Source organism: Kitasatospora sp. NBC_01300 (assembly GCF_041435235.1).
Lineage (GTDB): Bacteria > Actinomycetota > Actinomycetes > Streptomycetales > Streptomycetaceae > Kitasatospora.
In genome coordinates, this window is record NZ_CP108408.1 from 2,199,773 (window position 1) to 2,220,132 (window position 20,360).

Consider the following 20,360-nt stretch of genomic DNA (forward strand, 5'->3'; position numbering starts at 1 on the left):
AAGTAGATCAGGTTTCAGTGGCTGTGGAACTCGTCATCGACCATGTGAACAATGAGAGACCTCGAAGATACCGGCCCGTAGCTTTCCCTCAGGAGCCAGGGCTGGTGATTCCCGCCACGCCGACCCTGCCGACCTTGTGGAGCACGCCGCCACCCACGCGCCCCGGGAGCACTCCTTGCCGCCGCCGACCACCTCCACGAGCCCCACCACCCCGCCCCCCGCACAGCCGGGCGAGCCGCCGCTGACCGCCCGCCAGGCCGAACGCCGACGCCGGATCCTGCGGGCCGCCACCGCCCTGGCCGCCCGGGGCGGGTACGAGGCGGTGCAGATGCGGGAGGTCGCGGAGACCGCCCAGGTCGCCCTCGGCACGCTCTACCGGTACTTCCCGTCCAAGGTGCACCTGCTGGTCGCGGTCATGCTGGAGCAGTTGCAGGGCCTCCAGGAGCACATCCGGCGCCACCCGCCGACCGACCCCGAGCCGGCCCCGCGGGTCGCCGACACGCTCACCCGCGCCTTCCACGCGCTCCAGCGCGAGCCGCTGCTCGCCGAGGCGATGGTCCGGGCGCTGTCCTTCGCGGACCGTTCCGTCGGCGCCGAGGTGGACCAGGTCAGCACCGCCACCGGCCAGCTCATCCTGGACGCGATCGGCCAGTCCGGGCCACCCAGCGAGAGCCAGCGCGCGGCCGTCCGGGTGATCGAGCACACCTGGCACTCCGCCCTGGTCGCCTGGCTCTCCGGCCGCGCCTCGATCGCCGAGGTCCGGGCCGACCTGCACACCGCGGCCCGGCTGCTCACCCTGCCCTGACTGGAACCTGTTCCTGCCCGGGCAGGAGGGGTCGGCCGCGCCCGGCGGTTAAAGTCGACGGACAGCACAACTTCATCCCGTCCCTCCCCCGGGGGAAGCCGGTGCGAATCCGGCGCTGACCCCGCAACCGTGAGCCCGGCCCCCGTGACGGCCCGGGCGAGTCGGACCGCCCGTGGAGGGGCGAGCGGCCAGCCCGGGCCCGCCACGCGCACCGCCCGGCACCGTCGAGGACTACGGAACGGCCCCGCCGGGCCACCACCGCTCACCGAAAGGCACACCTCCACCATGCTCACCGCCGCCCGCCTGGGCGCCGCCGCCCTGTCCGCCGCGCTCCTCGCCGGCGCCGCCGCCGGACCGGCCCTCGCCGACAGCCCCGCGCCCACCGCCGCCGCCGTCCCCGACGGCCTCTACGGCAAGGGCGACCCGACGTACGACGGCGTCTGGCGGCAGTCCCTCGCGCTCACCGCGCTCGCGGCGGCCAAGGCCGTCCCGGCCGACTCCGCCGTCGGCTGGCTCACCGAACAGCAGTGCGAGGACGGCGGCTGGCCCTCCTTCCGGGCCGCCGGCGCCGCCTGCGACCCCAAGACCGAGGACAGCAACGCCACCGCCGTCGCCGTCCAGGCCCTCGTCGCCCTCGGCGGGCACCAGGAAGCCGTCGACAAGGGCGTCCAGTGGCTCAAGGCCACCCAGAACGCCGACGGCAGCTGGCCCTACAACCCCGGCAGCCCCGGCGACGCCAACTCCACCGGCCTCGCCGTGAACGCCCTCTTCGCCGCCAAGGCCGACCCGGCCGGCGTCGCCAAGGCCGGCAAGAACGCCTTCGACGGGCTCGCCCTCTTCCAGCTCGGCTGCGCCGCCCCCGCCGACCAGCGCGGCGCCTTCGCCTACCAGCCCGACCCGTCCTCCGGCGCGCTCGCCCCCAACGCCCTCGCCAGCGCCCAGGCCTCGCTCGCCGCCGCCGGCGGCCACCTCCCGGTCGCCACCACCGCCCGCACCGACGCCGCCCCCAAGGCCCTCGCCTGCGACTCCGCCTCCGCCACGGCTACTCCCGTCGCGCACGCCGACTCCGGCGAGGCCGCCGGGGCGTACCTCACCGCCCAGCTCGCCGCGGGCGACCACCACCTCACCCTCACCACCCCCGGCGCCGCCCCCACCCCCGACTACAACGCCACCGCCTGGGCCGCCCTCGGCCTCATCCAGAGCGGCCACCCCCAGCAGGCCGCCGGCGCCGTCGACTGGCTCGCCAAGGAAGGCGCCGGCTGGACCAAGGGCGGCACCGACGCCGCCGCCACCGCCAGCCTCCTGCTCGTCACCCAGGCCGCCCAGCGCGACACCGCCCCGCTGACCGCCGAGCTCACCGCCCTCGGCCCGGCCCTCAAGGCCACCGCCGGCGCGGCCCCGACGACGGCGACGTCCAAGAAGGACGACGGCATCGGCCAGTACTGGCTGATCATCGTCGGGCTCCTCGTCGGCCTCGGCGGCGGCCTCCTCCTCAGCCTCCAGCGCAAGCGCGGCCAGAACCTGTGACACCCCGCCCCGCGCGCCTGGGCCGCCGCGGCCTCGGCTCGTTGTTCGGTGCGCTGCTCGGTGCGGTGCTCCTGCTGGTCGCCTCCGCCGGTGCGCCGGCGGCGACCGGGTACCGGTACTGGTCGTTCTGGCGTGCCGGCGGCGACGGGTGGCTGTACCAGCAGCAGGGGCCGGCCGTCGCCGTGCCGCCGGACGGGGCCGTCGACGGGTGGCGGTTCGCGGTGAGTCCGGACGGTGGGCAGGATGCGGCGCGGCCCCGGACGGCGGGCGACTTCGCCGCCGTCTGTGCGGACACGCCCGCGCAGGCGGGCCGCAAGCGGGTCGCCGTCGTGCTGGACTTCGGCACCGCCGCCGACACCGGCTCGGGTTCCGGCTCGGCTTCCGGCTCCGGCTCGGCTTCCGGCTCCGGTTCCGGTTCCGCCGAGACTCCGCCCGAGCAGCGGAGCGCGTGCGCCAGCGTCGTCTCCAACGCCACCTCGGCCGAGGTGCTGGCCGCCGTCGCCCCGCCGCTGCGCTACGACGCCAACGGCCTGCTCTGCGCCATCGCGGGCTTCCCGAAGGCCGGGTGCGCCGACCAGCTCGGGTCGGCGGCCAAGCCGGCCGGCCCGTCCGGCGACGGCGGCGGCTCGGACTCCGGCCCGGACGTCGGCCTGATCGCCGGTGGCGCGCTGATCGCCGTGCTGGCCGGCGGTGCCGTCTGGCAGGCGCGCCGCCGCCGTACCTCCTGAAGCCCCCCGAGCCGCTCCCCCCTCCGGACCCCTCCACCTGGACTGACCCATGAGCACCGCCCGCACCACCCGCCCGCCCACCGGACCCCGGCAACTGCACCCCGGGGCCTGGTGGTTGTGGGCGCTCGGGCTGGGCGCGGCGGCGACCCGCACCACCAATCCGGTGATCCTGCTGCTGCTCGCCGCCGTCGCCGGGTACGTGGTCGCGGCCCGGCGCGGCGACGCGCCCTGGTCGCGTTCGTACGGCGCGTTCCTGCGGCTGGGCCTGCTGGTGCTGGGCATCCGGCTGGTGTTCGCGGTGCTGCTCGGCTCGCCGATTCCGGGCACGCACGTGCTGTTCACCCTGCCCGAAGTGCCGCTCCCCGTCTGGGCGCAGGGAGTGCGGATCGGCGGCCGGGTGACCGTGGAGGGCCTGCTCGCGGCCCTGTACGACGGGCTGCGCCTGGCCACCCTGCTGGTCTGCGTGGGCGCCGCGAACGCGCTGGCCAGCCCGGCCCGCCTGCTGCGCGCCCTGCCCGGCGCGCTGTACGAGGCGGGCGTGGCGGTGGTGGTGGCGATGACCTTCGCGCCGAACCTGGTCGCGGACGTCCGCCGGCTGCGGGCGGCCCGCCGCCTACGCGGCCGCACCGACCGGGGGATCGCCGCCGTGCTGAGCGTCGGACTGCCCGTCCTGGAGGGCGCGTTGGAGCGTTCGGTGGCGCTGGCCGCGGCGATGGACACCCGCGGCTTCGGCCGCACCGCGGACGTCCCGCGCCGGCTCGCCCGGGCGACGGCCGCGCTCACCCTGGCCGGCCTGCTCGGGATCTGCCTGGCCGCGTACGGGCTGCTGACCGCGGGCGGCGCGGGCTGGGCGCCGCCGGTGCTGCTGCTGGGCCTGGCCGCCGCCTTCGCCGGGCTGCTGCTTGGCAGCCGACGATCCGTCAGGACCCGCTACCGGCCCGATCCTTGGGCACTTCCCGAGTGGCTGACCGCCGGATCTGGCGCCGCCGTCGCCGGGTTGACCATCTACCTGTCCACGCGCGACCCGGCCGCCTTCGCGCCCACCGTCGTCCCGCCGACCGTCCCCGCGCTGCCGCTGGCCGCCGTACTGGCCGTACTGCTCGGCCTGGTACCGGCGTTCGCCGCCCCGACCCCGCCCCGGAGGGCTTCGTGATCACCTTCGAGCAGGTCTCCGTCCGGTACGCGGACGCCGCCGCCCCCGCCGTCGCGGACGTCGACCTGACCGTCCCCGAAGGCGAACTCTGCCTACTGGTGGGCCCGTCGGGCTCCGGCAAGTCCACCCTGCTGGGCGCGGTCAGCGGGCTCGTCCCGCACTTCACCGGCGGCACCCTGCACGGCCGGGTCACGGTCGGCGGCCGGGACACCCGCGAGCACCGGCCGCGCGAACTCGCCGACCTGGTCGGCACGGTGGGCCAGGACCCGCTGGCGCACTTCGTCACCGACACCGTCGAGGACGAACTCGCCTACGGCATGGAGTCCCTGGGCCTGCCCGCCGACGTGATGCGGCGCCGGGTCGAGGAGACCCTCGACCTGCTCGGCCTCGCCGACCTGCGCGACCGCGCCCTCACCTCCCTCTCCGGCGGCCAGCAGCAGCGCGTCGCGATCGGCTCGGTGCTCACCGTGCACCCGCGCGTCCTGGTCCTCGACGAGCCCACCTCGGCGCTGGACCCGGGCGCCGCCGAGGAGGTGCTGGCCGTCCTCCAGCGGCTGGTGCACGACCTCGGCACCACCGTGCTGATGGCCGAGCACCGGCTGGAGCGCGTCGTCCAGTACGCGGACCAGGTGCTGCTGCTCACCCCGGGCGCCCCGCCCGTCCTCGGCGAGCCCGCCGAGGTGATGGCGCACTCGCCGGTGCACCCGCCGGTGGTCGGCCTCGGACGGCTCGCCGGCTGGCGGCCGCTGCCGCTGTCCGTCCGCGACGCCCGCCGCAAGGCCGCCGGGCTGCGCTCCCAGCTGGACGGCCTGCACCCGGGCGCGTCCGCTGCGGCCGCTCCGACCACCGCACCGACCGCCACCGCCGAGCGCCTCGCCGTCCGGCGCGGCCCCGTCCAGGCCCTGCGCGGCGTCGACCTGGCACTGCACCCCGGCGAGATCACCGCCCTGATGGGCCGCAACGGCGCCGGCAAGTCCACCCTGCTGGGCAGCCTGGTCGGCCTGCACGCCCCCGCCTCCGGCCGGGTGACGGTCGGCGGCCGCACCCCGCACCGCACCCGCCCGGCCGAACTGATCCGCCAGGTCGGCCTCGTCCCGCAGGACCCGCGCGACCTCCTCTACGGCGAGAGCGTCACCGCCGAGTGCGCCGCCGCCGACACCGACGCGGACGCCACCCCCGGCACCTGCCGCGCCCTGGTCGAACGGCTGCTGCCCGGCATCGCCGACACCGCCCACCCGCGCGACCTCTCCGAAGGCCAGCGGCTCACCCTCGCGCTCGCCGTCGTGCTCACCGCCCGGCCCCCGCTGCTGCTGCTCGACGAGCCGACCCGCGGCCTCGACTACGCCGCCAAGGCCCGGCTGGTGGAGATCCTGCGCGACCTCGCGGCACAGGGCCACGCCGTCCTGCTCGCCACCCACGACGTCGAACTCGCCGCCGAACTCGCCCACCGCACGGTGATCCTGGCCGAGAGCGAGATCGTCGCCGACGGCCCGACGGCCGACGTCGTCGTCTCCTCCCCCGCGTTCGCCCCGCAGGTCGCCAAGGTGCTGGCACCCGGCCCGTGGCTCACCGTCCGCCAGGTCGCGGAGGCACTGAGCGCATGAGCCGCCCCGTTCCCTCCGGTGTTCCTGCCGGTCGCCCCGTGCCCCTCGGCCGCCGGTCCGTGACGGCCCTGCTCCTGACCTCCCTCGTCGGCGTGACGGCCTTCGGCTGGCCGCTGCTCGCCTCCACCAAGTCCGCCCTGGTCGGCCACGCCACCGACGCCCCCTGGCTGTTCGCCCTGCTGCTGCCGCTGCTCCTCGCCGTCGTCATCGCCCAGATCTCCGAGGGCCGCACGGCGGGCGGCGGCGCTCCCGGCCTGGACGCCAAGTCCGTGGCCCTGCTCGGGGTGCTGGCGGCGGCGGGCGCGGCACTGCGGCCGCTCGGCGCGGGCACGGCGGGGCTGGAGCCCATGTTCTTCCTCATGGTGCTGTCCGGCCGGGTGCTCGGGCCGGGCTTCGGCTTCGTCCTCGGTTCGCTGTCGATGTTCGCGTCCGCGCTGCTCACCGGCGGCGTCGGGCCCTGGCTGCCGTTCCAGATGCTCGCCATGGGCTGGGTCTGCCTCGGCGCCGGCCTCCTCCCGGGCGCCGCACGTCTGCGCGGCCGGCGCGAGCTCTGGCTGCTCGCGGGCTACGGCGCGCTGGCCTCCGTCCTCTACGGCACGATCATGAACCTCCAGGGCTGGCCGTACATCGCCGGGCTCTCCGGCTCCATCTCCTTCGTCCCCGGCGACCCGCTGCCCGCCAACCTGGTCCGCTTCGCCGCCTACTGCCTCACCACGTCGCTGGGCTGGGACCTCCCCCGCGCCGCCCTCACCGTCGTCCTCTGCCTCACCCTCGGCACCGCCGTCCTTCGCGCCCTGCGCCGCGCCACCCGCCGGGCCGCCTTCGACGCGCCGGTCGCGTTCCAGCCGCCGGACTCCCAGCCGCCGAGTGGGTGAACTCCGTCTCCCCGCCCCGAGGTCGACTACGGCAAGGCCCGCAACCCCCTCGGAGCCCGGCACTCCCCGCACACCTGCCCGGCGCCCGCGACGGGCCGCCCGCACAAGCCGTCCCGCCCGGGACACTCATGCCGACGCGGCCCCGACCCGCCGCCGTCCAGCGGAGTCAACGAGGTCAACGGAACGGGCGGCACCTTCGCCAACCTCCCCGCCAGCACCGCCCCCACGCTGTGCGTGACCCTCTCCGGCAAGGGCGCGGCCAGAATCCCCGCCAGCGCCTCCCTGCTCCACCCGCCCGCGAGCAGCCCCTCCACCCGCGCGGCCTGATCGCACAGCGGCTTGCCCGCCAACGCCATCCGGGGATCCCTGCGCCCGAGTTCGAGCAGCAACGCCATGCCCGCCGTCAACTTCCCGGACGGAGGGACGGAGGGAACTTCCGCTTCCTTCACCCTCACCTTTTCGGAAGGGCTTCCCGCCTTCCCGGCGCACGCCACCCCAGCTCCGGGCCCACCGGCGGCCGGGGACGCGGGAAGCGGCGGCACGGTGTGAACCGCCTTGCCCGTCACCGGCACTTCGTGCACCGAGACGATCGTCCGCACCTGCCCCGTCACCGGATCCCGCTGCGTCCGCCGCACGTAGTGCCCGGCCGCCTCCAGCTCACGGAGCGCCCGCGCCACCGTCGCCCGGCCCTCGACGCTCTTCGCCGCCAGCGTCCGGATGTCCTCCCGCGCACCGTCCGGCAGGCTGAGCAGGTAGCTGAGCAGCCCACGCGCCGCCCAACTCAGCGAGTGCTTCCGGACGACGTGGCCGTTGTCGAGGATCGTGTACCCGGGCGAGTGCTTCGGGATACGATGAATGTGCATTCGGGAGCCTTTACTCCTAGTGCCATTCCCCGGGGTGTTAGCGCACCGCCGGGGCTCACTTTTGTCGCGGACAGGCCGTCACTCCGAAGGCCCGCGCCGACCCAATGATCACCGTAATGCGCTAACCGAGCGTCAAACTCCCCACCACATCACCCAAACGGGCGGCGCAAGCGCACACCCCCCAGCGCGCCCCAGCCCCACAAGCCCGGGGCGCACTCCCAGCCGCTGCCGTCAGCCGATCACACAGTCCGGGCCATCCAGCCACACCCGGTGCTCACCTGCGACGGTGACCGTCACCCCGAACCGATCGAGCCCGGGCGCGCCTTGGCGCTGCCACCAGGCGTGGGCAGCCGTCACCTCGTCCCACAGGCTCCGGGGACCGGACTGCGATACGGCGTGCTCGCCATCCCAGTCGGCGAGGCGGCAATGGGCGTAGGACACACCGTCCCAGACCTCGAACCGGCCGGTGCCGAACCGGTCATAGCCCGCCCACACCTCCTGCCGGAGGAGATCCGGCAGCCGCAGGCCGACCGCGAAAGCGGCATCGGTGTGGTCGGCCACGGCAACGGGATCGATCCCCGACGGACCGCGCCGGACGTCCTCGATATCGAACTGCCCACTCCTCGGCCGCTGGTCGCGCACCCACATGAACGCGACGTCCTCGACGAACGGCCCGCTCGCCGAGGCCCCGTCCTCGGAGACGGTGAGCTTCAGCAGACCGCCGTTGCAGAACGGCGTGCCGTAGGGCACGACGATGACGCCGCCGGGCACCGCCTGCTCGATCAGCGCACCAGGGACGCGCTGCACGGCCGCAGTGACGTGGACCCGGTCGTACGGCGCGCCCGCCGGATGCCCGAGCGTTCCGTCTCCGACAACGGTGGTGGCTGGCAGGCGGTTCGCCACCAGCCGGCACCGCGCGCCGTCGGAGAGGTCGCGGTCCAGCTCCACCGTCGTGACGCTCTCCGCCCCGAGCCGGTGCGCCAGCAACCCTGCCGTCCACCCCGTGCCGGTGCCCACGTCGAGCACCCGCATGCCTTCTTCGACATCGAGGTGCCGGAGCATCTGCGCCACGACCGTGGGCATGGAGCTGGACGAGGACGGCGTGGTGCCGTCCTCGTCCAGCTGGGTCACCAGCGGGATGTCCGAGTCGACCAACTCGTCCCACCGGCATCGGCTTTCGCCCCGGTCGATCCACTCGCCCTCGCAGTGGATCCTGTCCGGCACGAACAGCCGGCGCGGCACGGCTCGGAACGTCGAATCCCAGTCCGCCGACAGCGCCCCGGACTCTCGGAGGCCGTCGACCAATGCGCCCCAGTTCATGCGAGCACTCCCCTCAAGGCTTCGACGGCTTGGGCAGGTTGGTGGGCGGCGCGTCCCGCTTGCCGTCGTGCGGCGTGGTGTCCGGCTTCCCGGAGTGCCCACCGCCCTTGCCCCCGCCCGCCTTGCCGGGCCCGTCGCCGCCGGACCCTCCGCCATGCGTGCCCATGCGCTTCTCCTCTCGAAGTCCTTGCCAAGACCAGATATTGCTCGGGTTGAGACGGAGGGCACCGAAGTGACCGTCCGGAACAGTCGAACCGGGCAGCGGACTCCGGCCCGCGGAAGGCCAGTTCGGCATCACAGTCCCGCCCGACCCCGAAGGGGCGCCGCGACCCGCCTCCATCAGTTCCACCGCGACACCCGGTTCGCCTCCCGCACACGGGCTTCCAGGTACTCGCGCCGCAGCCGCAGCCACTCGCCGTTCGCGGCCTCGAACCGCACGAAGGCCCGAATGGTTCCGTCGCCGCCCCGCAGCCATTCGCCGCCCTGCTCGTCACGGACGCGGTAGCAACGCGCCGCCGGGTCCCAGCGGATGCCGTACCCGTGCGTGGCAGCCGGATCCAACTCCCGCACCACCTGCCGCGACAGCCTGGCCGCCCTCGCAACGGCAATTCCGTCCTGCGCCATTCGTGCACTCCCTTACGCACCGGACCCGCAACGTCACTTGACGCTACGGGTTCGTCACTGCGCGAAGGGGCAGGGTTTCTGCCACCAACTCCGGCAGCCCTCTACGCGGCCATCCCGATGGACTCGGCGAGTCGACGCCCGGCCTCCTGAACCGGCGAACGGCCATCAATCAGCCCTCGGACCATGGCCCGCGTCTCCTCGTTCCACCGGGCCGTCTCGGGCGCGACCGCAACGGCGTCCGTGAGCAGTTCCACCACAGACGCCGATTCCCCGCGAAGGGCGTGTGCCCGCGCGACCTCGATCAGATGGCGTCCACGGCGCGGAATCGCCGTGACCTCGGCCGCCGGCAACCGCCGGGCCCACCGAAGTGCGGTGCCGGTCTGGCGAAGCTCGACCGCCACAGTGACCGAGTGCAGCCCGACGGCCTGGCGGGAGCCCGAAGTCGGGGCGCTCCAGAAGCCCGCGGGAAGGCACTCGGCGACAGCCGCCGCCCGGTCGATCCAGCCCCAGGCCTCACCGGCCTCACCGGCGACCGCATGCGTGACGGCGGCGTGGAAGGCCATGTCCGCCCACGCCGAGGCCAGTTCCGGCGAATCCCCGCGGACGGGGTCCAGCAGGCGAAGAGCTTCCTCGGTCAGTGACTGGGCGCTGTCCCACTGCCCGGACTTCCGGAACGCCTCCACCAGGAACCAGCACGCCTGCGCGATCGCCCGCCGGTCGTCCGATGCCCGTGCGGTGGCCAGCGCCCGTTCGGCGACCCGCCAGACCAGGTTGCCGTCCCCTTGGAAGGCCGCATACATCTGCGTCAGGTTCAGTGCGCCGGCGTACATCACCTCTGCCCGACGCCGATCGGCGCAGTCCTGATGCGCAACTGCCAGGGAGGCCGCCGACACGAGCGCCGGCAGCAGCTCCGCCAAGGCGGTCCGGTGGTCGCCTCTGGTCGTCCTGGTCCGCCAGGCGTTCGCCAACTGAGCCTCGATGTGGTCGAGGTTGGGTACCGGCCCACCGGCCGACCCGAGCTGCGTACCGTCAACCGCCCGCCGGACGGAGTCCAGCGCCGCGTGTTCCACGCCTGAGTACAGCGCCCTGGGCATGCTGACGTCGCCCGTCAGCAACGAGAGATCATCAACCCCCAAGTGCTGAGCGATGCGTACGAGCATCGGCAGGCGCGGCGGCAGCAACGCCCCGTTCTCCACCTGCTTCAGCCAACTCGGCGACCGCCCCAGCAGCGCGGCCAACACCGGACGAGACTTCCCGGCGCGCTCCCGGTAGTACTGGATGCGCCGGCCTACGGGCAGAGCGGGATCCACAGCCATGCCATCAGCGTAGGGCCGCCGGGTCGACCAAGGCAGCCGGAGAACGGAATTGGGCACGCCTCGCATCCAGCTGCCCAGGGGAGTCGGTCACGGCGACTACAGTCTCGCCGTGACCGACTCCCCGCACGAAGCCCTGGCCCGACCGCGCACCGCCGCCGGCGTGCTGTTCTTCGACGAGGAGGACCGCATCCTCCTCGTGAAGCCGACATACAAGCCCGGTTGGGAGATCCCCGGCGGCTACCTGCATGAGGGCGAGACCCCGAGCGAGGGAGCGGCCCGGGAGGTCAAGGAAGAACTCGGCATCACCCCGCCGATCGGCCGCCTGCTCGTCGCCGACTGGGCACCCCACCCCGCCGAGGGCGACAAGCTCCTCTTCGTCTTCGACGGAGGGGTTCTCCCGACCGCCGAACTCGACCGCATCAACGTCGACCAGGTCGAGATCGGTGAGTACTGCTTTCACCACGTCGACCGACTCGACGCGCTCCTCATCCCCCGACTCGCCCGCCGAGTCCACGCCGCATACGCCGCCCGGACACAGGGCGAGACCGCCTACCTTGAGCACGGAGCGCCGCACGCGTAAACCAGGGGCCTCTGCGGCTACAGCTCGGTCATCGTTCGACGCCCGGCTCGTACAAAGGCAGGAAGTGGATGACCGGTTCCTCGTACGGATGAGCCGCGCGCACTGCTCGCAGCACAGCCGCGGCCTGCTCGGCATCGCACACGGACTCGACCCTGCTCTCCTCGCCCTGCTGCACTTCGCCCACTTCACCGTCGTAGGGCCGAGAACCGGGCAAGGGCCTCCACGTCCCCGTGACCCGCCAGGTGCTGGCTCACCGGGCGTAGTCGCCGACCCGCCCCGCGCCGGCTGCCTGGAGAGCATCGATCACCTTCTCGACATGACTCTCCGGGACAGGTATCTCGATCTTCAAACGCACCATGCCCGGACCCTAACAACCAGCGTCGGCCCACACTTTCGCCTCAGGGCCCGGATCCCGAGATCCAACCGGCCCACGAGGCGCCGGCTCCGCGCCGCGCCGTCACGCACCGCCCCCGCGATCGCACAGCGACTGCTCGGCCGTGGACGTGCGCCATGTGGACGGCCTCGCCCCCGGCCGCCCGCCTCACCCCGACCGCCCCCGCCTCACTCCGACCGCCCCCCTCACGCCCCTCCATGTGATCCTCCACACCACCCGATCTTCGGCCGAACCCCACCCCTCGTCACCGCAACGATTGCCAACGTTACGTACTGTGCTGAAAGGCAAGTTGACGTCGAGTCAGCCAGCCGAACGCAGGACACCTAACGAGATACGAGGAGAGGGCCAGACATGTCCCGACCAGCACACATCGCCATGGTGAACATCCCGGCGCACGGCCACGTCAACCCCAGCCTGGAGGTGATGCGGGAGCTGGTCGCCCGCGGCCACCGGGTCAGCTATGTCAACGACCCGTCGTTCGCCGAGCAGATCGAATCCACCGGCGCCCAACTCGTGCCCCACGACACGACCCTGTCGATCGTCAAGGGCGGGGTCGACCCCAACATCGGGGCCGGCGTGCACACCATGATCTTCGAGGAGGCGCAGGCGATGCTGCCGCGACTGCGCGAGGCCTTCCACGACGACCGGCCCGACCTCGTCCTGTACGACTTCATGGCGTACGCGGGCCGGGCGCTGGCCGACGGCTGGGGCGTGCCGTCCATGCTGATCTCGCCCTCCATGATCATCCGGGAGGACTCTCACCTGGCGCGCTTCGAGATGGCGCGGGAGGCCTTGGAGGCGGAGAAGATCCCGGAGCGGTTCGCGCAGTGGCTCGCCGACAACGGCGTGTCGACGGACGAGCCGTTCGGGTACATGCTGCGCCCGGATCGCGGGCTGGCGCTCATCCCGCGGGTGCTCCAGCCCGAGATCGAGCTGGTCGATCCCCAGATCTTCTCCTTCGCCGGGCCCTGCCTCGGCGCCCGCGAGCACCAGGGCGGCTGGACCCGTCCGGAGGGCGCGCAGAAGGTGCTGCTGGTCTCGCTCGGCTCCACCTTCACCCGCCAGCCCGACTTCTACCGCGCGTGCCTGGAGGCCTTCGGCGACCTGCCCGGCTGGCACGTCGTGCTCCAGGTCGGCCAGGCAACCGACCCGGCCGAACTGGGTACGATCCCGGCCAACATCGAAGTGCACCAGTGGGTGCCGCAGTTCGCCGTGCTCCAGCAGGCCGACGCGTTCGTGACCCACGCCGGAATGGGCGGGTGCAGCGAGGGCCTGTACTGCGGGCTGCCGATGGTCGCGGTGCCGCAGGCCGCCGACCAGTTCGACAACGCGGACCGGCTGGTCGAACTCGGCGTCGCCCGACGGCTGGACACCCCCGAGGCCACCCCGGAGGCGCTGCGCTCCGCCGTCCTGGAACTGACCGGCGACCCGGCGGTGACCGCCCGGCTGGCCGAGCTCAGCCGCGAGGTCCGCGCGGGCGGCAGCGCGGCCAGGGCCGCCGACCTGGTCGAGGCCGCCCTCATCTGAACCACCCGTCCGCCACCGCCCCAACACCCGGGGCGGTGGCGGACACCCCACCGACCGCCGGGTCCGCACCGCCGTTCCCTCCTCCCCAGGAGACCCTGTTGACCGAGATCATCCTCATGTCCGACCCGCAGGTGGCCGCCGTCCCCGTCCAGGACTGCGGCGACCGCCTCCTGGACGTACGCGAGCACGAACTCCTGCTGGACGACCGCAAGCGCGACGACACCGGGGCGTTCGCCCACCTGCGGTCCGGCGTGCTCGACCGGCTCCTCGACGCCCAATCGCACCTCCCGGACGGCCTGCGGCTGCTCTTCGTCGAGGGCTACCGCCCGCCGGCCCTCCAGAGCCGCTACTTCGACGAGTACGCCGCCGAGTTGCGCGCCGCACACCCGGACTGGCCGGCCGCACGGCTCCGCTCGGCCGCGAGCCGCTACGTCTCCCCGCCCGAGATCGCACCACACAGCGACGGCGCCGCCGTCGACCTCACCCTGGCCGACGCCGACGGCCACGAACTCGACCTCGGCACCCGGGTCAACGCCAACCCGGAAGAAAGCGCCGGCGCCTGCTACACCGACGCCGCCGGTCTCTCCCCCGAAGCCCGCACCAACCGGCAACTCCTCAGCCACACCCTCACCCGCGCCGGCCTCGTCAACTACCCCACCGAGTGGTGGCACTGGTCCTACGGCGACCGCTACTGGGCCCTCACAACCGGCGCACCCACCGCCTTCTACGGCCCCCAACACCGATAACCCCCACACAACCGCCCACCCGCAAGCTCCGCCCGCCCCTCCGACGACAGAACGGGCCGCCCAGAGCGCCCCGGGGCGCAGAAGCCCCGGGGCGCATTGGTCACCCGATTTACCCGATTTACCCGGTGATTCGTAAGGCCCGGGGCCGTTCGCCGGCGGTCAGTACTCGGCCAAGTAGAGACGGACCAGGTGTGGGGTCAGGCCGACGAACGCCAGCGTCCGCACCTCGCCGAAAGTGGCCAGCCGATGCCCGATCTTCTGCACGGCGGACGGGCCGAACAACTCGGTGAAGTAGTCCTGTTGATCCGTGCTGAGCGGGAGGGCACGGAGCGATCCCAGGAGCGCGGCCAGCGCGTCCGGAAGCCGGGAGAAACGTGCGGGGTCCGTCACGCCGCGGACTTCCACCACCACCGGAAACGGGCACGACGCCGCTCCCGCCTCCCCGCCGGCGGAAGCCGAACCCGTCCCGTCGTGATCCCGAAACGCCGTCATCGCGCCGACACCTCCCCCTCACGACGCGGGTGCCACATGTGGACGCCCACCGTCTGTCCGTTGACCACGATGTTCCGCGTCACGGCCTTCCGCAGGCCCGCACCGCAGTAGAGGCATCGCGTCGCCGCCGATCCGAACGCCCGACCGGTCCTCATCTGGCACCGCTTCCCGGGCCGACCAAGGCCCAGACGATCTTTCCGAAACCTTCGGGGCGGGGCGCGCAGCCCCACTCCACGGACAGGGCCTCCACCAGGAACAGTCCCCGACCCGACAGCTCGTCGGACACCGTCGACCGCCGGATCGTCGGCTTCTCGCTGCTCGCGTCGTGCACCTCGATGCGAAGGTGGCCGCAGATCAGCTCGAACCGGACGGCAATCTCCCTATCCGGCGAAACCCGCCCGTGGACCACGGCGTTGGACACCAACTCGGTGAGCACGAGCTGCCCATCCATCGCGAGGGCCGCGCCGTCGGGAACCTCTGCAAGGAACTTCCGGAGGTGGTCCCTGGCCATGCCGGCGGACTTACGGTGCCGGGTGAGCATCGCCCCGAACGTGGTTATCCCGACGCGCGACTCATTGGACTCAGCGTCGTCCCGGGATTCTCCCGAGCTGATCACGTGCACCACCCTCCCGATGCTCGACAGCGGCCGGAACGGGTCTTCCGGCCCGTGGCTCCAGGCTGCCGGGAGGCGATGCGGTCGACGTACCCAGGCTGAATACCCAAGGTGGATAAACTCACTGTCAATCAACTTCCGCTCAGGGAGCACTGATCGACAGCGGGGGCAATGGTGACCGAAGCTCGCCTTCCGGACCGGCTTCCATCAGGTCTGCTCGCCGATCCCGAGATGATCGCCGCGTGCCGACAGCGAGACTTCGCTGCCGTATTCCGGCTGCTCAAGTTGGCCAGTGTCTACCCGTCGCTCATCGCGCGAGCCTGCGACCTGACCCCGAGCCGTGTCGGCGAGGTGATGGCTGGGAAGCGGCGGATCGAGAAGATCGATCTCGTCGAACGCATCGCGGACGGCCTCCACATCCCGGGTCACATGGTGGGCCTGGCCACCCGGGATTGGGAGCGAGCAGCTGCGCCACCCCAGGCGAGGCGCGGTGTGATCGATCCCCAACTCGCCGTCGCAAGGCCCAGCCCGCCCGTCGACCCCGAGTTCTTCGTCGGCCACCTCCGCGAGGTGATGCCCGGCCACTACAGGACCGCCAACCTTCTGGGATCCCGCCACGCGCTCGATCCGGTCGCCCGGCACGTCGAAGTAATCGACCGTCTCCAGCAATCCGCCGACGGGAGCGCCCGGGCCGAGATCCTCGCCATCGGTGCCCGGACCGCCGAGTTCCTGGGCTGGCTGAACCAGGACCTGGGCGACTTCGACCAGGCCATGTACTGGTCGGACCGCGCCATGGAGTGGGCGCAGGAGTCCGGCGACGACGTCATGGCCGCCTACCTCCTGTTCAGGAAGAGCAACCAGGCGACGGCCCGCCGCAACGCGCAGCAGGCCGTCGGGCTGGCACGCGCCGCCCAGCGTTCACCCGAGGCGACCCCGCGCATCCGAGCCCTGGCCGCGCAGCAGGAGGCCCAGGAGCACGCGCTCATGGGCAACCAGCGCTTCGCCCAGGCCAAGTTCGACGAGGCCCACGAGCTGGCCGCGTCACCGGACGACGAGCACCGCGACGATGCCCTCGACATGGCCTACTGCACGCCGACGTACATCGAGATGCAGCGCGCGAACTGCCTGCTCGAACTGGGCGACCCGCTCACGGCGGTGGCCATGTTCGAGGCCGAGCTCCGGGCGCTCCCTCCGGTGTACCGCAACGACCAAGGCGTGTACCTCTCCCGGCTGGCCCGCGCCTACGCGGTGTCCGGCGAGCCGGAGCAGGCCGCCGCAGCGGCGGACCGCGCGCTGTCGATCGCCATCGACACCGAGTCCGCGCGAGCGATGGCGGAGCTGTCCGCCGCGGACAAGGCCCTCCGGCGGTGGCACACCGTGTCCGAAGTCGCCGTCTTCACCGGCCGGTTGAAGCTGATGAGCGGTACGGCGCCCTCTCGACCTGCGACAGGCTGATGAGAGAGGGTGGGGCCATGGACGCACTGATCACGGCCGCCACCTCCGCAGACGAACGCCGGCGCGGCGCCAAGATCGCCGTACTGCCGGTCGGCAGCTTCGAGCAGCACGGCGACCATCTGCCGCTCACCACCGACACCGTCGTCGCCGGCCTGATCGCCCAACGCATCGCCGCCGACCACGGCCTGTTCCTCCTGCCGCCCATCACGGTGTCCTGCTCGCAAGAGCACGCCCACATGCCCGGAACCGTCAGCATCAGCGCCGCCACGCTCTACGCCGTCGTCAACGACATCTGGAAGTCGCTCCAGGCGTCCGGCGTTCCCGGCCTGCTCATCGTGAACGGCCATGGGGGCAACTACGTCCTCTCCAACGTCGTCCAGGAGGCCAACACCTCCGGCCCGCACATCGCCCTCTTCCCGGTCCGCGAGGACTGGCACCAGGCCCGCAAGGCAGCGGGCCTGGTGAGCAGCGGCGCCGAGGACATGCACGGCGGCGAGTCGGAGGTGTCGCTCCTCCTTCACGGTGCCCCGGAGCTCATCCGCGACGGCATCGAGCGGGACGACCACTCCGCCCCCGAGCGCCCGCACCTGCTCACGCTCGGCATGGCCGGGTACACGAAGAACGGCATCATCGGGCAGCCCTCCCTCGGAACGGCGGCGAAGGGTCGCGCCCTCCTCGACAGCCTGTCCCAGTCCGCCGCCGCGCATCTCTCGATCCTCGCGGGCGGCTGAGAGGCACTTCGGGCCCTCCCCCAGACTGGGGAAGGGCCCGAAGAGAAACCGCAGAGTGACCTGAGGCGTCAGGCCTTGGGGCCGGCGGACTGGACGACCTCGAAGGACCAGAGGGTGGAGCCGGAGGCGGCAGGGCGCTTGGGGGCCTCGCCCTCCGGGGCGGCGGGGCGGTGGGCGGCCTGCATGGGGCCCTCCATCCACGCCTTGAAGTCCTCCTCGCTGCGCCAGCGGGTGTAGACGAGGTACTGGTCGGTGCCCTCGACGGGGCGGAGGAGCTCGAACCACTCGAAGCCGTCCGAGTTCTCCACCGCGCCGGCGCGGGAGGCGAAGCGCTGCTCCAGGACCTCCCGCTGCTCGGCGGGAACCGTCAGTACGTTGATCTTGACGACGCTACTCACATGACACCTCTCATCATTAGGCCCCCTACCTGGGCACCTGACCTTGACCACGTGCGAGCAGTCTCCTACATGCGACAGTCAAGGAAGCGTGAGGACGACTCTCAAGCTTCGCCCGGCTGCCCAGCGAACGAAGACCGAAGCCCTGATTCTCGCGAAGGGCTGGGAGAACAACGGCCACTTCGAAGACATCGGCAAGTCGGGCCGGGACCTCTGGGAGAAGCAGTGCAACGACCGTAACGGGTCGTTGGTGGCCAAGCCCGCGTAAGACTTCACACCGACCGCTCTGCTCATCATGTCCGGCAACGACAAGCCGACGATCCGAGGCACCGACGAAGGCATCTGGCGGCGGCTCCGCTGCGTCCCGTGGGACGAGTCGTTCATCGGAAGGGAGGACAAGGGATTCAAGGGCCGCCTACTGGCCGAAGCGGAAGGCACAGCGGCATGGGCGGTCCGGGGCGCCGCCGAGTGGTTCAAGCACGGCCTGAACGAGCCGGAACGAGTCACCAGGGCCACCGGCGAATCCCGGGAGGAGTCCGACCCGTTCGCCGACTGGGTGGCGGCCAACTTCGAAGCAGCGCCGGACGGCTTCGTGCCGAACAGCGAGATCAAGCAGCGGGCAGAGCGGATGCACCCGAAGCTCCCCGGACAGCCGCAAGCGTGGTCCAAGGACTACGTCCGCCCCGGAGACACCCTGTGCGTGTGGAAGCTGGACCGGTTCGCCTGGTCGCTGATTGACGACCGCCACGCCAAGGGGGAGAGCGTGAGCAGTATCGCGAAGGCGCTCGGGATCAGTCGGGCGACGCTGTACCGGCACTTGGAGGACTCCGAGTCGTAGCCGCCGCGCCTGCCGTGGGAGCCGTCTGCCCCGCTGTGGGTGGACGGCCCTTTCGCTGTCTCTGGCGTCCGCCATTTTGACAGCACGATGCCCCGGTACGGGCTCTGAGAGGTCCGTACCGGGGCGGCACCAGTTCACCAGCGCGAGCAGAGGTAGTCCACCACAGGCGCCAACCGGGTGGTGGCGGATGTGGGCCCAGCCGTGTACGCCGCGAGAGCATTCCCGGCGCCGTCCACGACCGTGAGCCCCGCTGGAATGGCCGTCCCGCCGCTGACGACAACGACGGGCTGACCGTCCCGGTACTCGATCGACAGTGTGCCGATATCCTCGGGCTTGACCTGATCGGCCGGGACCAGCACGGGTTCGGTCGTCCCGGGCGTGAGCTTGATCGGAGCCGGGCCCTTTGAGTTGGGCGTGGTCTCGGGCATGACTGTCTCCTCACTGGCCGGCTCGCTGCCGACGCGCCTGGGCTTTCCCATGACTGTCCGTCACCAAACCATCGCCGTTCTCATCGCTCGTCCGGCCGGCTGGGCGGGGCGCTCCGGAAGTTCCCGGCCGTGGCCGCCAACGGTCCCGGCCACAGCTCGAAGCACGCGCCCTGAGTGTGATGCCGTTTCCGGACCCAAGATCCACCAACTGGGATGTTGAACAGGCGGGTTCAGTCCGGACACACGAAACAAAGGCACCCGATAAGGCGACCCTAAGCCCTCGTTGGCGGGCGCTACGGCTGCCCCCAGCGCCACTGAACAAGAGCCGCCGCACCGTCCCACCCTTATCAGGTGAGGTCAGATGCGAGGTGGTCACCGTGACCCGCGAGGCGTGGGCGGACTTCACCGGCGCCATCAAGTGCGGGGAGTCCGACCTGAGCCCGCAGGAGACCTGTGGACTGTCCGCTGTGTGATCAACCCATCGCGTTCGACCCGGAGACAGGCCAAGGCTGCTGCTTCCGGTGCGACCAGTGGGCGGGTCGGGCGATCCGGGGGCTGTCGATCGTGACGCTCTGCGGCAACTTGCCCGAAGTGCAGGCGGAGAGGGGGCGTGCAAGCCTGGTTGGAGAACCCGAAATCCAACCGAATGGGGCACAGCCATGGGTATCGGCGACAAGTTCCGGGACAAGGCCGAGCAGTTGGAGGAGGAAGCGAAGTCCCGCCTCGGCAACAAGCCCCCGAAGGGGGACGACGCCCAGCAGAAGGCCGCCCAGACCGAGCAGCAGGGCCAGCAGAACCTGGACGACCTGCAGGACGACATCGACGACCGGAAGTAGCGGCCAGGACCAGGCGGGGACGGTCAGGGGTGGGCCCTCGACCGTCCCCGCACCCGTGCCCGGACCGCCTCGCGGGTCAGGCGATCCACGGCGGGAGGAGGCGCTCGGCGTCGCGGGGGGCGAGGCCGCAGGCGCCTTCGGGGGTGACGGCGTCGGGGTTGTAGGCGTGGGCGGGGGACGGGCCGGCGACGACGGCGGTGAAGCCGTCGGCGGTGGCGATCCGGCGGGCGAGGTCGGCGGGGAGGACGAGGGTGTCGCCGGCGGCGAGGGGCACCGGGCCGTCGGGGAGGGTGACGATGGCGGTGCCGGTGAGCAGCGTCCAGATCTGTTCGACGTCCATGGCGTGCAGCGGGCCGCTCTTGCCGGCCGTCATGTCGACCTGCCACAGGGCGAGGGCGGTTGAGCCCTGGGTGGGTGAGGCGTAGGTGGTCATGACGGCGTTCGGCGTCTCGGTGCGACGGGCGTCGGCGTGGCGGATCACGGGCATGGCGAGGGAACCCCCTAAGATGG

The 20,360-nt window shown here is 72.3% G+C and carries 25 protein-coding genes and 1 riboswitch; of the genes, 13 read left to right on the forward strand and 12 right to left on the reverse strand.

The annotated features are described in order from the left end of the window. The first annotated feature begins 175 nt into the window (after positions 1–175). The 6 genes from OG556_RS09785 (at position 176) to OG556_RS09810 (ending at position 6,692) form a co-directional block, all read left to right on the forward strand. Positions 176–805, forward strand: coding sequence for a TetR family transcriptional regulator (locus OG556_RS09785; RefSeq protein ID WP_063351068.1), 630 nt, complete (start codon positions 176–178; stop codon positions 803–805). 92 nt (positions 806–897) lie between these two features. Further along, positions 898–973: riboswitch (cobalamin riboswitch) on the forward strand. A gap of 117 nt (positions 974–1,090) precedes the next feature. Then, positions 1,091–2,332 (forward strand): prenyltransferase/squalene oxidase repeat-containing protein, encoded by a 1,242-nt coding sequence (locus OG556_RS09790; RefSeq protein ID WP_371516767.1) that lies wholly within the window; start codon positions 1,091–1,093, stop codon positions 2,330–2,332. Beyond that, positions 2,329–3,060, forward strand: a complete 732-nt coding sequence (locus OG556_RS09795; protein ID WP_371516768.1) for an SCO2322 family protein — start codon at positions 2,329–2,331, stop codon at positions 3,058–3,060. Before OG556_RS09790 ends, OG556_RS09795 begins: the two co-directional genes overlap by 4 nt. Before the next feature lie 49 nt (positions 3,061–3,109). After that, positions 3,110–4,213, forward strand: coding sequence for a CbiQ family ECF transporter T component (locus OG556_RS09800; protein WP_371516769.1), 1,104 nt, complete (start codon positions 3,110–3,112; stop codon positions 4,211–4,213). After that, positions 4,210–5,817 carry an ABC transporter ATP-binding protein gene (locus OG556_RS09805; RefSeq protein ID WP_371516770.1) on the forward strand — a complete coding sequence of 536 codons (1,608 nt, stop codon included), beginning with the start codon at positions 4,210–4,212 and terminating at the stop codon, positions 5,815–5,817. The genes OG556_RS09800 and OG556_RS09805 overlap by 4 nt, the downstream gene beginning before the upstream one ends. Beyond that, positions 5,814–6,692: an ECF transporter S component gene (locus OG556_RS09810; protein ID WP_371516771.1), complete on the forward strand. Its 879-nt coding sequence runs from the start codon at positions 5,814–5,816 to the stop codon at positions 6,690–6,692. Before OG556_RS09805 ends, OG556_RS09810 begins: the two co-directional genes overlap by 4 nt. 26 nt (positions 6,693–6,718) lie before the next feature. Here the strand turns inward: OG556_RS09810 and OG556_RS09815 are convergent, their stop codons facing one another. The 5 genes from OG556_RS09815 to OG556_RS09835 all read right to left on the reverse strand — a co-directional run bounded on the left by OG556_RS09815 (position 6,719) and on the right by OG556_RS09835 (position 10,815). After that, positions 6,719–7,555 (reverse strand): helix-turn-helix domain-containing protein, encoded by an 837-nt coding sequence (locus tag OG556_RS09815; protein ID WP_371516772.1) that lies wholly within the window; start codon positions 7,553–7,555, stop codon positions 6,719–6,721. A 231-nt stretch (positions 7,556–7,786) separates the two neighbouring features. Beyond that, positions 7,787–8,875: a methyltransferase domain-containing protein gene (locus OG556_RS09820; protein ID WP_371516773.1), complete on the reverse strand. Its 1,089-nt coding sequence runs from the start codon at positions 8,873–8,875 to the stop codon at positions 7,787–7,789. A 13-nt stretch (positions 8,876–8,888) separates the two neighbouring features. Further along, positions 8,889–9,041: a hypothetical protein gene (locus OG556_RS09825; RefSeq protein WP_371516774.1), complete on the reverse strand. Its 153-nt coding sequence runs from the start codon at positions 9,039–9,041 to the stop codon at positions 8,889–8,891. A gap of 173 nt (positions 9,042–9,214) precedes the next feature. Further along, complete coding sequence (locus tag OG556_RS09830) at positions 9,215–9,499, reverse strand: hypothetical protein (protein ID WP_371516775.1); 285 nt, start codon at positions 9,497–9,499, stop codon at positions 9,215–9,217. Positions 9,500–9,600: 101 nt separating this feature from the next. Beyond that, positions 9,601–10,815, reverse strand: coding sequence for a helix-turn-helix domain-containing protein (locus tag OG556_RS09835; protein ID WP_371516776.1), 1,215 nt, complete (start codon positions 10,813–10,815; stop codon positions 9,601–9,603). 109 nt (positions 10,816–10,924) lie between these two features. On the opposite strand from OG556_RS09835, the gene OG556_RS09840 reads away from it, so the two are divergent. Next, positions 10,925–11,395, forward strand: coding sequence for an NUDIX domain-containing protein (locus tag OG556_RS09840; protein ID WP_371516777.1), 471 nt, complete (start codon positions 10,925–10,927; stop codon positions 11,393–11,395). A gap of 28 nt (positions 11,396–11,423) precedes the next feature. On the opposite strand, the gene OG556_RS09845 is transcribed toward OG556_RS09840, so the two are convergent. Then, positions 11,424–11,579, reverse strand: a complete 156-nt coding sequence (locus OG556_RS09845; RefSeq protein WP_371516778.1) for a hypothetical protein — start codon at positions 11,577–11,579, stop codon at positions 11,424–11,426. A gap of 561 nt (positions 11,580–12,140) precedes the next feature. Here OG556_RS09845 and OG556_RS09850 point away from each other — a divergent pair. Then, positions 12,141–13,316: a macrolide family glycosyltransferase gene (locus tag OG556_RS09850; RefSeq protein ID WP_371516779.1), complete on the forward strand. Its 1,176-nt coding sequence runs from the start codon at positions 12,141–12,143 to the stop codon at positions 13,314–13,316. A 98-nt stretch (positions 13,317–13,414) separates the two neighbouring features. Next, positions 13,415–14,062 (forward strand): M15 family metallopeptidase, encoded by a 648-nt coding sequence (locus OG556_RS09855; protein WP_371516780.1) that lies wholly within the window; start codon positions 13,415–13,417, stop codon positions 14,060–14,062. 159 nt (positions 14,063–14,221) lie between these two features. On the opposite strand, the gene OG556_RS09860 is transcribed toward OG556_RS09855, so the two are convergent. From OG556_RS09860 to OG556_RS09870, 3 genes are all read right to left on the reverse strand, one after another. After that, positions 14,222–14,554: a hypothetical protein gene (locus OG556_RS09860; RefSeq protein WP_371516781.1), complete on the reverse strand. Its 333-nt coding sequence runs from the start codon at positions 14,552–14,554 to the stop codon at positions 14,222–14,224. A 151-nt stretch (positions 14,555–14,705) separates the two neighbouring features. Continuing rightward, positions 14,706–15,179, reverse strand: a complete 474-nt coding sequence (locus OG556_RS09865) for an ATP-binding protein (RefSeq protein WP_371516782.1) — start codon at positions 15,177–15,179, stop codon at positions 14,706–14,708. A gap of 195 nt (positions 15,180–15,374) precedes the next feature. After that, on the reverse strand, positions 15,375–15,596 hold the full coding sequence (locus OG556_RS09870) for a hypothetical protein (protein ID WP_371516783.1): 222 nt from the start codon (positions 15,594–15,596) through the stop codon (positions 15,375–15,377). A gap of 63 nt (positions 15,597–15,659) precedes the next feature. Here OG556_RS09870 and OG556_RS09875 point away from each other — a divergent pair, with 63 nt between their 5' ends. Together OG556_RS09875 and OG556_RS09880 are read left to right on the forward strand one after the other, a co-directional pair. Next, entirely contained in the window at positions 15,660–16,622 is a 963-nt protein-coding gene (locus OG556_RS09875) for a hypothetical protein (protein WP_371516784.1), read from the forward strand. Positions 16,623–16,639: 17 nt separating this feature from the next. Continuing rightward, on the forward strand, positions 16,640–17,353 hold the full coding sequence (locus OG556_RS09880; protein ID WP_371516785.1) for a creatininase family protein: 714 nt from the start codon (positions 16,640–16,642) through the stop codon (positions 17,351–17,353). A 68-nt stretch (positions 17,354–17,421) separates the two neighbouring features. On the opposite strand, the gene OG556_RS09885 is transcribed toward OG556_RS09880, so the two are convergent. Next, positions 17,422–17,751: an antibiotic biosynthesis monooxygenase gene (locus OG556_RS09885; RefSeq protein WP_363372301.1), complete on the reverse strand. Its 330-nt coding sequence runs from the start codon at positions 17,749–17,751 to the stop codon at positions 17,422–17,424. A gap of 292 nt (positions 17,752–18,043) precedes the next feature. On the opposite strand from OG556_RS09885, the gene OG556_RS09890 reads away from it, so the two are divergent. Further along, positions 18,044–18,586: a helix-turn-helix domain-containing protein gene (locus tag OG556_RS09890; protein WP_371516786.1), complete on the forward strand. Its 543-nt coding sequence runs from the start codon at positions 18,044–18,046 to the stop codon at positions 18,584–18,586. A gap of 134 nt (positions 18,587–18,720) precedes the next feature. On the opposite strand, the gene OG556_RS09895 is transcribed toward OG556_RS09890, so the two are convergent. Continuing rightward, entirely contained in the window at positions 18,721–19,014 is a 294-nt protein-coding gene (locus OG556_RS09895; protein ID WP_371516787.1) for a hypothetical protein, read from the reverse strand. A 659-nt stretch (positions 19,015–19,673) separates the two neighbouring features. Between OG556_RS09895 and OG556_RS09900 the strand changes: the two genes are divergently transcribed. After that, positions 19,674–19,850: a hypothetical protein gene (locus tag OG556_RS09900; RefSeq protein WP_371516788.1), complete on the forward strand. Its 177-nt coding sequence runs from the start codon at positions 19,674–19,676 to the stop codon at positions 19,848–19,850. A gap of 76 nt (positions 19,851–19,926) precedes the next feature. Here OG556_RS09900 and OG556_RS09905 read toward each other — a convergent pair whose 3' ends face one another. Continuing rightward, positions 19,927–20,337: a cupin domain-containing protein gene (locus OG556_RS09905; RefSeq protein ID WP_371516789.1), complete on the reverse strand. Its 411-nt coding sequence runs from the start codon at positions 20,335–20,337 to the stop codon at positions 19,927–19,929. Positions 20,338–20,360 lie beyond the last annotated feature (23 nt).

What these genes read in the sequence shown, in the direction of transcription:
- OG556_RS09835 (WP_371516776.1), bottom strand. Translation starts at nt 10,815, where the DNA reads ATGGCTGTGGATCCCGCTCTGCCCGTAGGCCGGCGCATCCAGTACTAC.
- OG556_RS09825 (WP_371516774.1), bottom strand. Translation starts at nt 9,041, where the DNA reads ATGGGCACGCATGGCGGAGGGTCCGGCGGCGACGGGCCCGGCAAGGCG.
- OG556_RS09900 (WP_371516788.1), top strand. Translation starts at nt 19,674, where the DNA reads ATGGGTATCGGCGACAAGTTCCGGGACAAGGCCGAGCAGTTGGAGGAG.
- OG556_RS09850 (WP_371516779.1), top strand. Translation starts at nt 12,141, where the DNA reads ATGTCCCGACCAGCACACATCGCCATGGTGAACATCCCGGCGCACGGC.
- OG556_RS09830 (WP_371516775.1), bottom strand. Translation starts at nt 9,499, where the DNA reads ATGGCGCAGGACGGAATTGCCGTTGCGAGGGCGGCCAGGCTGTCGCGG.
- OG556_RS09905 (WP_371516789.1), bottom strand. Translation starts at nt 20,337, where the DNA reads ATGCCCGTGATCCGCCACGCCGACGCCCGTCGCACCGAGACGCCGAAC.
- OG556_RS09800 (WP_371516769.1), top strand. Translation starts at nt 3,110, where the DNA reads ATGAGCACCGCCCGCACCACCCGCCCGCCCACCGGACCCCGGCAACTG.
- OG556_RS09820 (WP_371516773.1), bottom strand. Translation starts at nt 8,875, where the DNA reads ATGAACTGGGGCGCATTGGTCGACGGCCTCCGAGAGTCCGGGGCGCTG.
- OG556_RS09790 (WP_371516767.1), top strand. Translation starts at nt 1,091, where the DNA reads ATGCTCACCGCCGCCCGCCTGGGCGCCGCCGCCCTGTCCGCCGCGCTC.
- OG556_RS09880 (WP_371516785.1), top strand. Translation starts at nt 16,640, where the DNA reads ATGGACGCACTGATCACGGCCGCCACCTCCGCAGACGAACGCCGGCGC.
- OG556_RS09810 (WP_371516771.1), top strand. Translation starts at nt 5,814, where the DNA reads ATGAGCCGCCCCGTTCCCTCCGGTGTTCCTGCCGGTCGCCCCGTGCCC.
- OG556_RS09895 (WP_371516787.1), bottom strand. Translation starts at nt 19,014, where the DNA reads ATGCCCGAGACCACGCCCAACTCAAAGGGCCCGGCTCCGATCAAGCTC.
- OG556_RS09860 (WP_371516781.1), bottom strand. Translation starts at nt 14,554, where the DNA reads ATGACGGCGTTTCGGGATCACGACGGGACGGGTTCGGCTTCCGCCGGC.
- OG556_RS09815 (WP_371516772.1), bottom strand. Translation starts at nt 7,555, where the DNA reads ATGCACATTCATCGTATCCCGAAGCACTCGCCCGGGTACACGATCCTC.
- OG556_RS09890 (WP_371516786.1), top strand. Translation starts at nt 18,044, where the DNA reads ATGTCCGGCAACGACAAGCCGACGATCCGAGGCACCGACGAAGGCATC.